At 52.6% G+C, this 13,125-nt stretch carries 10 protein-coding genes; 7 read left to right on the plus strand and 3 right to left on the minus strand.

Annotated features, from left to right (window positions below; translation table 11 throughout):
* The first annotated feature begins 2 nt into the window (after positions 1 to 2).
* The 3 genes from ACFQI7_RS33595 to ACFQI7_RS33605 are packed head-to-tail and all read left to right on the plus strand — an operon-like array spanning position 3 to position 2,542.
* The gene (locus ACFQI7_RS33595) at positions 3 to 1,697 is read left to right on the plus strand and encodes a long-chain-fatty-acid--CoA ligase (protein ID WP_218103032.1); all 1,695 of its coding nucleotides are present in this window, start codon (positions 3 to 5) and stop codon (positions 1,695 to 1,697) included.
* Positions 1,698 to 1,736: 39 nt separating this feature from the next.
* Positions 1,737 to 2,174 (plus strand): PaaI family thioesterase, encoded by a 438-nt coding sequence (locus ACFQI7_RS33600; protein ID WP_218103033.1) that lies wholly within the window; start codon positions 1,737 to 1,739, stop codon positions 2,172 to 2,174.
* A gap of 44 nt (positions 2,175 to 2,218) precedes the next feature.
* Entirely contained in the window at positions 2,219 to 2,542 is a 324-nt protein-coding gene (locus ACFQI7_RS33605) for an SCP2 sterol-binding domain-containing protein (protein WP_218103034.1), read from the plus strand.
* A gap of 196 nt (positions 2,543 to 2,738) precedes the next feature.
* Here the strand turns inward: ACFQI7_RS33605 and ACFQI7_RS33610 are convergent, their stop codons facing one another.
* Positions 2,739 to 3,632: a helix-turn-helix domain-containing protein gene (locus ACFQI7_RS33610; RefSeq protein WP_218103035.1), complete on the minus strand. Its 894-nt coding sequence runs from the start codon at positions 3,630 to 3,632 to the stop codon at positions 2,739 to 2,741.
* 126 nt (positions 3,633 to 3,758) lie between these two features.
* Between ACFQI7_RS33610 and ACFQI7_RS33615 the strand changes: the two genes are divergently transcribed.
* A complete protein-coding gene (locus ACFQI7_RS33615) occupies positions 3,759 to 5,882 on the plus strand; it encodes a glycoside hydrolase family 31 protein (RefSeq protein ID WP_230415692.1) in 2,124 nt (707 codons plus the stop codon).
* A gap of 122 nt (positions 5,883 to 6,004) precedes the next feature.
* Here the strand turns inward: ACFQI7_RS33615 and ACFQI7_RS33620 are convergent, their stop codons facing one another.
* Complete coding sequence (locus tag ACFQI7_RS33620; RefSeq protein ID WP_218103036.1) at positions 6,005 to 6,592, minus strand: TetR/AcrR family transcriptional regulator; 588 nt, start codon at positions 6,590 to 6,592, stop codon at positions 6,005 to 6,007.
* A 304-nt stretch (positions 6,593 to 6,896) separates the two neighbouring features.
* Here ACFQI7_RS33620 and ACFQI7_RS33625 point away from each other — a divergent pair, with 304 nt between their 5' ends.
* Both ACFQI7_RS33625 and ACFQI7_RS33630 read left to right on the plus strand, forming a co-directional pair.
* The gene (locus ACFQI7_RS33625; protein ID WP_218103037.1) at positions 6,897 to 9,272 is read left to right on the plus strand and encodes an S-layer homology domain-containing protein; all 2,376 of its coding nucleotides are present in this window, start codon (positions 6,897 to 6,899) and stop codon (positions 9,270 to 9,272) included.
* A 272-nt stretch (positions 9,273 to 9,544) separates the two neighbouring features.
* The gene (locus ACFQI7_RS33630) at positions 9,545 to 11,110 is read left to right on the plus strand and encodes a GDSL-type esterase/lipase family protein (RefSeq protein WP_218103038.1); all 1,566 of its coding nucleotides are present in this window, start codon (positions 9,545 to 9,547) and stop codon (positions 11,108 to 11,110) included.
* Between the two features lie 231 nt (positions 11,111 to 11,341).
* On the opposite strand, the gene ACFQI7_RS33635 is transcribed toward ACFQI7_RS33630, so the two are convergent.
* Positions 11,342 to 11,506, minus strand: coding sequence for a hypothetical protein (locus ACFQI7_RS33635; protein WP_218103039.1), 165 nt, complete (start codon positions 11,504 to 11,506; stop codon positions 11,342 to 11,344).
* A gap of 659 nt (positions 11,507 to 12,165) precedes the next feature.
* Between ACFQI7_RS33635 and sigK the strand changes: the two genes are divergently transcribed.
* Positions 12,166 to 12,867, plus strand: coding sequence for an RNA polymerase sporulation sigma factor SigK (gene sigK / locus ACFQI7_RS33640; RefSeq protein WP_218103040.1), 702 nt, complete (start codon positions 12,166 to 12,168; stop codon positions 12,865 to 12,867).
* The last annotated feature ends 258 nt before the right edge of the window (positions 12,868 to 13,125 follow it).

Genomic DNA, 13,125 nt, shown 5'->3' on the forward strand with positions numbered 1-13,125 from the left:
AGATGCCTGACAAACCATGGCTTCAGCATTATCCTGACGAGGTGCCGCCGACCTATGATTACCCGAAGCATCCTTTATCGCATTTTTTGACGGAAACCGCCGCTGCCTATCCAAACCGGATTGCGCTGGACTTTTTGGGGAAGCGATTGACCTATCGATCACTGCACGAGTCGGCGCTCCGGTTCGCTCAGGCGGCAGCGCATTTGGGCATCCGCAAGGGCGACCGCGTCGCCATCATGCTTCCGAACTGTCCGCAAACGGCGATCGCCTATTTCGGCACGCTGCTTGCGGGAGGCATCGTCGTCATGACGAATCCGATGTATACGCCCCGGGAGCTGGAGCATCAGCTCAAGGATGCCGGAGCGAAGGCGATCGTTACGCTCGATTTGCTGTATGAACGGGTAACGAAAGTGGTGCTGCCCGCAGGCGTTCGGCAGGTGATCGTGACATCGATCAAGGACTATTTGCCCTTTCCGAAAAACTTGCTTTACCCGCTGAAAGCAAAGCTGGATGGACTGAAGCGGGACGTGAATTACGGCGGAGGCGTCTATTCGTTTGCGAAGCTGCTGAAGCGGTTTCCGCCTTCGCCTACCGCGGTAACGATCGATGCCGAGGAAGATCTCGCGCTCATTCAATATACGGGAGGAACGACAGGGCTGGCCAAAGGGGTCATGCTGACGCATTACAATTTGGTGACGAACGCGATACAGAGCCGGCTTTGGAGCTACCGGTCCGAGCAGGGAAAGGAAGTGTACTTGTCGCCGCTGCCGTTTTTTCACGTGTTTGGGCTTACCGTGCTGCTCAATCAGGCGGTATATTTGGCCGGAACGCTCGTGCTTCTGCCTCGTTTTGAGATTCAGCCGCTGCTGGAGACGATTCGCCGTACCAGGCCGACCGTGTTCCCCGGGGCGCCTACGATGTACATTTCCATGATTCATCATCCGGACGCTCCCCGGTACGATTTGTCATCCCTCGAAGTTTGCATCAGCGGTGCAGCTCCGCTGCCGCTCGAGGTACAGGAGCGGTTCGAAGCAATGACGGGAGCGAGGCTGATTGAAGGCTACGGCTTGACGGAAGCGTCCCCGGTGACGCATGCGAACAATATTTGGGCTAAGCGGAAGATCGGCTCCATCGGCATTCCTTTTCCCGATACGGAAGCGAAAATCGTACATCCCGATACGGGGGAGGAAGTCCCGGCAGGGGAGATCGGCGAACTGATCGTTCGCGGTCCGCAGGTGATGAGAGGCTACTGGAACCGTCCGGAGGAAACGGCCTTCACGCTGAAGGACGGCTGGCTGTACACGGGCGATATGGCGAAGATGGACGTGGACGGTTTTTTTTATATATTGGATCGGCGCAAAGATTTGATTATTGCGGGGGGCTTTAATATTTATCCGCGGGAAGTGGAGGAGGTGCTGTTCGAGCACCCCGACGTGGAGGAAGCGGTTGTGGCGGGGGTGAAGGACCCGTACCGGGGCGAAACGGTGAAGGCCTATATTGTGCTGAAAAAAGATAGCGAGGCGGACAGCGAGGTGCTCGGCGCCTGGTGCCGGGAACGGCTTGCCGCTTACAAAGTGCCGCGAATCTATGAGTTCCGCAACAGCCTTCCCAAGTCGCTCGTCGGAAAAGTGCTTCGTCGAAAGCTGCTGGAGGAGGAAGAAGAGCGGGCAAGGGAAGATACGCTTGATTCTTCATAAATATTGAACGCTTCGAGCATACCGAGGGGAGGGAAAGGTATGGACGATGTGAAGGAGGAGGGGGAAGCGGATCGTCCTTCGACCGATAGCGCGCCGAAATCGACCGGCACCTTCTGGGACTGGATCGGCTGCGAATGGACGGAGGAGAAGGATGGCCGCGTAACCGTATCGCTAACCGTGGAGCCGCGTCATTTGAACCATATCGGCATCGTGCACGGGGGCGTATACGCAACATTGATCGATTCCGCCATGGGGCTCGCCGTCATGCGTTCCAGACCGGATCACTCCGTGGTGACGACGAATTTGAATATGCATTACGTGGCGCCTGCGACCATCGGGAAGCTGACGGTCACCGCGGAAATCGTCCATGCTTCGCGCAAACTTGTGACGGCGCAGGCCAAAGCTTTCGGTGAGGGCGGGGCGTTGTGCGCCTTTGGCACCGGGACGTTCCGTGTGCTTGAGAAACAGGGGGGATGAAATTATCGAAAGTCGAACCCGACTTTGACAAACGAGGTGAGCGCATGAACATTCGTGACGAGATCGAACAAATCGTCCGTCGGATCAACCGTAAACCGGAGCGCATCCGGTCATTGCAGGCGGTATACCAATTCAATTTGGGAACGGGAGAATACTTTCAGGTCAAGTTCCATGGAGGGCAGGCGGAATTGTTCGACGGGACTCCCCACAAGGCGGACTGCCGCATCATTCTTTCCGAGCAGACGTTCCGCAAGCTGCTAAGCAACCAAGTGAACGCCATGACGGCATATATGTCGGGCGCGCTTAAGGTGGAGGGAAAGCTCAGTCTGGCTTTCAAGCTGTCCGAGGTGCTGAAGGCTTGCTTTTGAATGCATTCAGTCGGCGCCTCTAGCTCTGCACTTCCGCTAGCTGTCACCTCCCATATGTACAACTGGCTTTGCGGGAGCCCCTCCAGACTTGTGAAGCGGATGTGCAGCACACCGAGGCGGCTAACCAACCGGTGGGTTACTCTCGTTATCGATGTATGTCAGCAGCGCGAGGACGAATGATCAGATCTCCATGCACCTACTCCAATTCCGAAGCGCCGCGCATTCGTTTCCGGTATTGATTCGGAGATTCGCCAAAATGGCCGGAAAACTGCCTGGAAAAATAATGCACCGATGCAAAGCCGAGCTTGTCCGCGATCAGCGTAACCGAACGGTTCGTTTCGCGCAGCTCGGTTTTGGCTTGTTCCAGCTTGCGCAGCATAAAATATTGTCCGGGACTGGTCCCGGTCTCTTTGCGGAACAGTTCGTACAAATACGGCTGGCTCAACTGAAGGGTCCCCGCCCAGTCGGCCAGTTGAAACGATTCGTGCAGGTTGCTTTTCATCCAGTCGATCATTTTGCGTATGCGCAGGTCGCTCGGCAAGAACGGATAGGCCAAGAAACGTGCGAATCCGGTCACGAACGATTCGAACAACGATCGCAAACGGATCGCGCTGCCGATCTCCTGCGAATCAAAGTGACGGATGACCGCGAGAAAAGGCTCAAGCCAGTCCGCCCCGGCCGGAATGGAAGTTTGCGCGGGGAGCACAATCCCATCTGTAAAACGGACTCGGTCCGCGCTTAGCTGAGGTTTATAGGAAGCGAAGCGGTATTCGTTCAGCCGTTTGTCGCCCTTCTGCTTGGGGGTGCTGTCCCAGAGAAGATCGGCGTAGACGGACGCATGAACCATAGGATCGTGCTCGTCTGCTGCAAAGGCGTGCGGCGTGCCCGGCTCTATGCAGAACAAGTCCCGAGTCTCCGCCCGATATTCCTTGCCGTCGATCACAAGAAAGCCGCTGCCGCTCCGGATATAGATGAAAGTATAGGCATAATTCAGCCGGGGACCGATCTTCGCTTTGGGGCGAAACGGGTAAAAATCGGCGCCTAGAATGCGCGTGCGGATGTCGTTAAACGCAATATGCCGCGTTTCCATAGATCGGGTACTCCTTAACTTCTGACATAATCGATCCTATAATTGTGCAAAAAGTATACCATAGGCCAAAGCCAGTTTCATCCCTTGTCTGGTAAGATGATAAAAAACGGAAGGAAGGGCTGCACTTTGACCACGCCACTGCAATGGACTTCTTATGTACCCGGAATTTGGAAAACGACGATCGGCGCTCCATCGGACTTATCGCCGCTTGCTTTCATCGGACGCGAGCCGAAAACGGAAGCGCTGCAGCAAATGGGCGAGGCCCCATTTCCGTTCGGAAGCGGCGATGTTGCTATCGAGCAAAAAAAACGCGGACCGCTGCTCAGCGTGCCGCTTACGGCAAGCGAGAAGCTGTACGGGCTCGGATTGCAATTTATGAAATTGAACCAGCGGGGACGGACTCGTTTTCTCCGCGTCAACAGCGATCCGAAGCAGGATACGGGAGAAAGTCACGCACCGATCCCTTTTGTCGTGTCCGACCAAGGCTATGGTATTCTGATCGATACTTCGCGCATTGTGACGATTCATCTCGGTTCGACGGTTCGACTGGCAGAAACGAAAAAGGAACAAATATTTGACCGAAATAACCAAAAAGGGCAGTGGAAAGCGACGCTTGTGTCGGAGCGGATGGAGTTCTTGCTGCCGCTCGAAGGAGCCGACGTCTATGTAATTGCGGGAAATAACGCGCTGGACGTCGTTCGCCGGTATAATTTGCTGTGCGGCGGGGGCGCGCTTCCGCCAAGATGGGGACTCGGATTTTGGCACCGGGTGCCGACGCTGTTTACGGACAAGCAGGTGGCGGAAGAAGCGCTGGAATACCGGAAGCGCGAATTTCCGTGTGACGTGATCGGTCTGGAGCCGGGTTGGCACAGCAAGAGCTATCCGGTAACTTACGAATGGTATGAAGGCCGCTATCCGAATCCGAAGCAGTTTGTGGCTGACATGGACCGGGAAGGCTTCCGCATCAATTTATGGGAGCATCCTTACGTCTCGCCGGAAGCGGGGCTTTACGAGAAGCTGCTTCCGCTATCCGGTTCGTACACGGTATGGGGCGGGCTAGCGCCGGATTACTCGCTGGAGGAAGCGAGAACCGCTTACCGGGAACAGCATCGCAGCGAGCATCTGTCGATCGGGGTTTCCGGCTACAAGCTCGACGAGTGCGACGGCAGCGAGCTGACGGGCAACTCGTGGATGTTCCCCGCCCACGCCGAGTTTCCATCCGGCCACGACGGCGAGCAGCTGCGGCAAATGTACGGCCTGATGTTCCAGAAAATGACGTCGGAGCTGTACCGGGAGGAAGACAAACGGACGTACGGGTTGATCCGGGCGTCCGGCGTCGGCGCTTCCTCGATGCCTTACGTGCTGTATTCGGACTTGTACGATCACAAGCAGTTTATTCGCGCGCTATGCAACGCCTCGTTCAGCGGTCTCTTGTGGACGCCGGAGGTGCGCAAGGCGTCGAGCGCCGAAGATTGGGTGCGCCGGATGCAGGCGGTCTGCTTCTCGCCGATGGCGATGCTGAACGCTTGGGGCGATGGAACGAAGCCGTGGAGCTTCCCGGAAGTGGAGCATATCGTCCGCCACTATATTCAACTGCGCATGCGGCTGCTGCCTTACTTGTACAGCGCATTTGCCAAATACCATCAGGACGGCACGCCTCCGTTCCGCGCGATGCCGCTGGTGACCGGAAACGTTCAGAACGAGAGCGGCGCCGTTTCCGCATCCGCCGTGAAGGTCGATACCGTCGACGCGGCTTACGGCGGGAACAAGAAGAAGGAATGGGACGACCAGTTCATGGTCGGCGATGATCTGTTGGTGGCTCCGCTCTTTGCTGGCGAACAGGAGCGGGACGTTTACTTGCCGCATGGTCGCTGGTTCGGGCTTGAAAGCGGCGAGACGTACGAGGGCGGCGGCGTTGTCCGGGTTGCTCCGGGGCTGGAGCAAATTCCGGTTTTCGTACGGGACGGCGCGGTCATTCCGATGACGCCGTGGCGCGCGCATGCGCCGCGGCAAGGGGAGCAAATGCCGCTCATCTTGTGCCATTTCGGCGAAGCGGAGGGCAGCGGCTCCCTGTATGACGACGATGGAGAGAGCTTTGCTTACGAGCGCGGAGAATCCGTTTGGAGAAAGGCGGAGGTGAAGCGTTCCGCGGACGGAAGCTGGACTGGTACGCTCTCCGGACATGAGGCCTCGTTCCCTTCCACGTTCGGCGAGGTGCAGTGGCACTTCGGCCTGAAGAAACTGCCGTAAATCCGGGCGGTTGCAGTGATATAACAATAATGAGGAGCATTTCTGGCATGTCGGCCGGAAGTGCTCCTCATGGTTTGTATCGTAATGGCATGAATGGTTTCAATGCGTTCACCTCAGCGGAATTACCGCTTGCCGATTCCTTCCCAGAACAGCGGCCAAACTTTGCCGAGCCATTCATCGATTTGCTGTGTGCGCAATAAGTACGACTGCATCAAGCAGCTGTCCATCAGGCACAAGTACGAAGCGACAAGCTCCGGCTTGTTGAAGCTGCGCAGCTCTCCTGCGGCATAAGCTTCTTCCAGCAAACGGCCGACCGGTTCGGCCAGTTGCTGCTCCATCAGCATCAGCCGCTCCTTGAGGCCGCTGGCCAAAAATGGCGGCGGCAGCAGCAAAGCCCGTTTCAGAAAAAACGCCCGTTCCCCGCTCATCCGCTCGTTATGACAATATTCCCGGATCAGTCGCCGAAGAATGGTATCCGTGGCCTCGCGCCGCAGCTTCGATTCCTGCAGCAGCTCAGCGATAGACTGCATATGCTCGCGCAGCACATCCTCGAGAGCGGAAAGAAACAGTTCCTGCTTGCTTCGAAAATGAGGGTGCAAGGATGGAGCTTTGATCCCCGCGCGTGCGGCGATATCCGATACATCGGCACCTTCGTACCCGCTGCGGGCAAACAACTGGAGGGCGGCATGCTTGATCGCTTGGGCCGTCATAGCATTACAACCCCCGTTCGCGGAGCCGGATGCGGCGATACGAACTCACAGAAAAAGCAGGTATTCGTGGAAAAGGAACTTGTTTTTGTTCTTCGAGTATGCCAAAGCTCATTGGTTATCACACCTTCCGTATCACTTGTTAGATATTATAACGCGAAAATCACATAAATCATATAAATAAATATTTTCATGTCACGATTTATTACATATCTTTTTTAATATTCTTTTATTTTTCAAACGCAACTTTTTCCAAAAGCTTGTCGTCTAGTGAGTAGATTCGCAAATGACAGTGAGGGGGATTCACTTGAAAAGGCTGAAAAAGGCGGGGACCGTCGCCATCGCGTCGGCGTTGTTGCTTACGAGCGCACCACAAGTATGGGCAAGCGAAATCGCTGGAACAGCGGGCAGCACATCCGTAAGTGTTCCGATGTTGCCTGACAAAGGAAATACAGCTCCGGCGGAAGTCAAAATTTCCAAAGATCACGCGATCGATCTAGCCAAAAAGTATATTGCGATTCCAGAGGGGTACGTGCTAAATTCCATTAATCTGAATTCCAACGGGTATCCTTATGGGAAAAACGGCTCGAGCTGGAGCATGAACTTTTCCAAAACAATCAAAGACCATTATTACGGCAATATCAGCATTACGATCGATGGGACGAACGGCAGACTGACCAACTATTATATGAACGAAAATGATAACGACCGCAAGCCGAGCTACCCGCCGAAAGCGGATTACAAGGCGGCGAAGCAAATCGCGGATGCCTGGATCGCCAAAATGAACGCCGGGGAGCAGGATCAATTGCGCTACAATGTGCGCGACGAGCAATCGTTCCGCACGCCGATTGACGGGAATTACCAATACAGCATCCGCTATGATCGGACGGTGTCTGGAGTGCCGTTCTCGCAAAACGGAGTGAACGTCGGCGTAAACGGCGAAGGGCAAGTCACGAGCTACAGCTTCAATTGGGACGATACGGCTACTTTTGAGAAGAATGTGACCCCAATCGGTATGGAGCAGGCCGCGCAGGCATTCCGGGATAAAGCGAAGGCTGCGCTAAGCTATGAAATCCCGTATCAGGCGAAGGGGAACAGAAAGCCGATCACTACGTATCAAATGGGTACATTTATGATCGACGCAGCAAAGGGCGAGCCGTGGAGCCCAGGGATCATTCCGCAGTCCGGCGAGGAGGAACGGCCGATAACCGATAAGCCGCTTGCGGATAAGCCTTCGGCAACGCTCAATTTAACCAAAGAGGAAGCGGTGGAGAAAGTCACCTCCGTGTTTACATTGCCAGCGGGCGTCAAACTGCAAAATGCATCGTACAACGAGTATACGAATCCGGACACGGGTGAGACGTCCTCCGCCTGGAATTTGAGCTGGAGCCAGCCGGCTGGGGAGAACGAGGCAAGCGCAAAAATGGCAGGCAGCTCGGCATGGGCAACCGTTGACAGCAAAACCGGTGAGATTAAAAATTTCAATTTAAACCCGCCGTATGTACCGATGTCGGAGCAAAAAGACGTGGAAGCCAAAGTTTCGCAGGACGAAGCCAAGGCCAAAGCGGCCGAGCTGGTCAAAAAACTGCTGCCCGGCTATACCGATCAATTGGTTCCCGATACGGTTCCGGAAAAACTGTTGCAGCCGCTGCTGCTCAAAAGAATGAAAACATGGGATATCCGTTTCAAGCGGGTCATTGACGGCGTAAGTGCGGGAGGAGAAACGGTGTACGTTAATATTGACAGGGAAACCGGGGATCTTATCGGCTTTTCCAATTCTATAAGCACGTTTGCTTATCCGCAGCAGAAGCCGCAGGTCATTGCGCTCGACAAGGCGAAAGATCTCCTGCTTGCGCAGTACGATATCGAGCTGAGCTACGAGCCCGATCTGTCGGACACTCCGCTGTATACGGATAAAATCAAGCTCATGATCGCTGCAGGAGAAATCGCTCCCGGCATTGCTCCGGACGCATCCGGTAAGCAAAAGGACGCCAAGCTCGTATACAAGCTGCTGCCCAAGTATTCCCGGGAGCCGGTCGTGCTTGATGCCGAGACCGGTACCTGGAAAAATGCCGCCACCGGAGACGCAGTATCGCTGGAGCGAGTGAAGGTCGGCGATATTGAGGGCCATTGGGCTCAAAAAGAGCTGCAGCTGATGCTCGATTATCAAGCGCTTGACGTCAAGGACGGCAAAGTGAACCCGGATCAGTCGATCACGCGCGGCGAAATGATCAAAATGCTCGTCATTGCGATGAACGGCGGCAATGGCGGCATCCGCTACGATGCCAACCGTTCCGCTTCTTTTGCCGATGTAAAGGCGGATTCCGCTTATTTCGCTTACGTCGAGAACGCCGTAGACCGTGGCCTGTTAACACCCGGCACCGATTTCAGACCGGAGGATAAAATGAACCGGGAGGAAATGGCCGGACTCATCGTCAAAGCGCTTGGCTTAAGCGGCCTGGCCCAACACGACGCCGTGTTCAACGATAATTTTGCCGATAAAGCGAAGCTGAAACATGTCGGCGAGGCGGCCATCGTCGTAGGACTCGACATCATGTCGCTGGTGGACGGCAGCTTCCAGCCCGAACAGGAAGTTTCGAAAGCACAGGCGGCAACCGCGTTTTTCCGTTATTTGCAAAAACGCGCCGAGATCCAGGACCGAAAATACCCGGTATATTATTAATCCTTTTTCAAAAACATACGTCGGTCGGCGGTAATGAAACTTGAGACCGCAAGCATCGTACTTAGCCCATTGCAACTCGATAAAGAGATGCAATGGGCTACTTTATTTTCGTTCTACCAATGCAAAAACGCTCGCTTTATTGGTAAGGAAATATGTAAAAAATTTTAAAAAATGATTGTATTAGGAAGGGATGTTTCCTATCATTAATGTTGAATAAAACCTTGACTGACGTGTGGAGCTTTGCGGCACGTACTCGGAAGCGGAGGAAGAGCATGAGATGGTTGCTGGGCATATTAATAGCGGCATCACTGTTTATCCAACTTGGCTGCGGAGCTGAAGCGGAAGAAGAGGGGGATGGTATGAAAATCCCCAAAGTGAACAAGATTGCCATCGACGGTTCAGGTGCAGACTGGGAAAAGCAGGGCTTATCGGTCACGCTGCACGGCAGTACAAAAGGGGAAACGACAGACGCATTCGATTTTACCCCGAACTTGAACTTCGGTTGGAACAAGGATGGACTCGCTATTTTTGCCAATGTCACGGATGATGTCGTACATGTAAATTCACTCCCTGCGAAGCTATCGAATGGCGATAGCATAGAATTGATAGTTAGCGGCAAAACAGATGGAAGCGACAGTATGAAAGTGATTTTATCTGCAGGCGCGGATGGCAAAGACGAAGCCGTGGTACGTATCGAAGGTCGTATCGGCGCAGATTCGCAAAGAAATGAAGCGAGAGTGACGGCGAAAAGCCAAAAGACGGGAACGGGCTACACCGTGGAAGCATCCATCCCCTTCTCTTTGATGCATATGGATGCGAAGAGCGGTGCGGCATTGGCTATGCAAATTCATACGAACGATTACGACTACGGCGGGGATAAGAATGCGATAAGCTACCCACTGTATTACACGAGCAAAGCGACGGAAAGCTCGCCGGCGATGCAAGTCGCAACGTTGTCGGAGAAAACGGGGAAATGGTACGCGCCGGACATCAAAAGCTATAAGACCAAGGATTCGGTATTTGTATATTATTATGCCGATGAAAAGCATGCAGGCAAGGAAGTTGCGATTCGCGGCGGTCAAGAGGAATGGGATCGGAAACCAGTCGCTATACGTGAAAATGCAGCAATAGCTCAGCTGCAAATTTCTCTCGCAAAACTGGGAGGGAGCAGCACGAAACTGGATGTTGTTGTCGATGGACGGCTTCGGCAGGTTATTGATGTGCCGTCGGTCGAAACGGAAGACGGTAAATACCCTTACGAAAATGATATCAAAGCGTATGAGCAGCGTGACAAAAAAGCGCTTCCCCCGGAAGGCGTCACGGTGTTTATCGGCAGCTCTAGTATTCAGCGATGGTCGACGCTTGAGAAAGATATGGCGCCGCTGCAAGTGATCAACAGAGGATTTGGGGGATCTGAGGCGTATCAGGTGACTCATTTTGCCGATCGCATCGTCATTCCCTACAAACCGAAGAAGATCGTGTTCTACGAAGGCGATAACGATATCAGCAAAGGAACTTTGCCGGAGCAAATCGTAGAAGAATGCAAAGCGTTCGTTCGCAAAATACATCATGCACTGCCCGGCACGAAAATATATTTCGTATCGATTAAGCCCAGTCCTTCCCGGATAAAAGACTGGGAAAAAAGCAAGAAAACGAATCAACTGCTTGAAGAATATGCCAAGCAGCATGAATACCTTGAATTTATTGACGTCAGTGCAGCGATGATTGACGAGAAAGGGAATCCGAAGGCAGACATATTCGGGCCCGATCGGCTTCATATGAATGAAAAGGGCTATGACATATGGACTTCGATCATCAGGCCGAGGATTGAAAAATAAAGGGATGCACCCGGTTCGACTGCCGGGGGAGGGAGAAACTGCAAGCTTACGGGATGAATTACAGCAAGCCGCTTATGCTCCCCGATGTTTCCGGAGGAAAGCTTATTGGCGATGAATTGATAAAAATGTCCGATCCTGCACAGGATCGGACATTTTTTGCGAGATTCGGTACTTCGGTTTCCGAATCCGCATAAGCAGTTCTAGGTGTGGTTTACGCAGCCATCTCCGCTCCTAACGCAGGAAGTAGTACCAGTGTGCCGTATGAATGCAATCCATGACACTGTCGCATGCCGGCATCATGGCGTTTGCTTGGCTAGGAGCTGCAGATAAGCTCACGCCGGTTGCCAATGCCAGTGCCAACACGCCTAAAATCAAACGTTTGCGAAGTATTTTCATTCAGGAGCGCCTCCTTTCAGTTTAAAGTGGTTGATGCGAAGCTAATTTTAACATCTGCTATTTTGATCCGACAGCTACTCCGGACATACGGGCGGTAATGAGTTTTATACATGACCGGATGATGACTATTCATGTCGAGTTTGATTCTAAAAAAAATTTTTAGAAATACTGTAACGAAACTTTTTAACATAGGGACGCAAAGCCATGGCCTAAGGCATCGGTCGATGCTTTTTCATCTCCGATTGTCGGCCCCTTGTCCAATGTTTTCATAAAAGCTTCCTGAATGATGTCTTCGGTAGCTCCATGATCATTAGTAGTGAGGCGATAAAAGCAGCAATAGTTTGCCTTCATTTTTTTCCATAACGTTTAGACCCCCTTTTGCGACAATGTGTGGGAGTTGTTTCCTGCTTGAATATACGACTTATGGAATAATGAACATCCTTTAGTATATGACAGCGAAAGGGTCTGAAAAGTTTCGCGAACATTCGTGAAAATCCGGGAACACGAAAATGCTTCTCCCACCCGTTTTCCAGCATCACTAATCAATCATAATACTGGGAGAAATAAATTACCAACCGCGTAGTTTTTTTAGCAGTACAGGCACGGATAGGCTGAGGCCCACATAAAATAACACTAATCTCATCGTGGGGGTGGCTGACGTGCCTGGATTTTTTTCAGCAATAGCTTTATTTATTAAAGAATTAATGCTTCTGGTTTCATATGTAAAAAATAATGCTTTTCCCCAACCGCTTGCAGAAGAAGACGAAGAAAAACATTTAAGATTAATGGCCCAAGGGAACCAGTACTCCCGGAACTTGTTGATTGAACATAATCTAAGACTCGTAGCGCATATTGTCAAGAAATTCGATAACACCGGCGAAGATCTGGAGGATCTGATCTCCATCGGAACGATAGGGTTAATCAAAGCGATTGAGTCTTTTTCTCCGGATAAGGGGACCAAGCTGGCTACTTTTGCCGCGCGCTGTATCGAGAACGAGATTTTGATGCATCTCCGGTCCTTGAAGAAGACCCGCAAAGACGTCTCTTTGCATGACCCCATCGGTACGGATAAGGAGGGCAATGAAATCACGCTCATCGATATTCTCGGCACCGAGGCTGACGATGTAGTGGATAAAGTGCAGCTCAAGATCGAGAAGTCAAAGATTTATCGCAATCTGGATATATTGGACGAAAGGGAACGGGAAGTCGTCGTCGGCCGCTTTGGACTGGAAGCCGGGGGCGAGGAACGGACGCAGCGGGAAATCGCGAAGGAGCTGGGGATCAGCCGCTCTTACGTGTCGCGGATCGAGAAGCGGGCGCTGATGAAGCTGTATCATGAGTTTTATAAGGCGAAGCGGTAAGTGGATATAGGATGTTTCTTGCAGCCTGCCGATACGGCAGGCTGTTTCAGAACAGCAGACTTAAGGAGATATTAAAAAAAGCGGACGAGCTTCTCCCTTTGTCGGATAACTGCGATCACTATTACAAAGTTTTGCTATTACACAGCAGACTTGAAAATTGGGAACTTTTCTTGAAGACCATACTGTCTTTTAGAAACACCCGTTAAAAAGCAATAAGTAAGAAAAACACATTCGAGAAAGTAATGAAAATGGAGATCG

The organism is Paenibacillus allorhizosphaerae, assembly GCF_042659105.1.
Taxonomy (GTDB): Bacteria; Bacillota; Bacilli; order Paenibacillales; family NBRC-103111; genus Paenibacillus_G; species Paenibacillus_G allorhizosphaerae.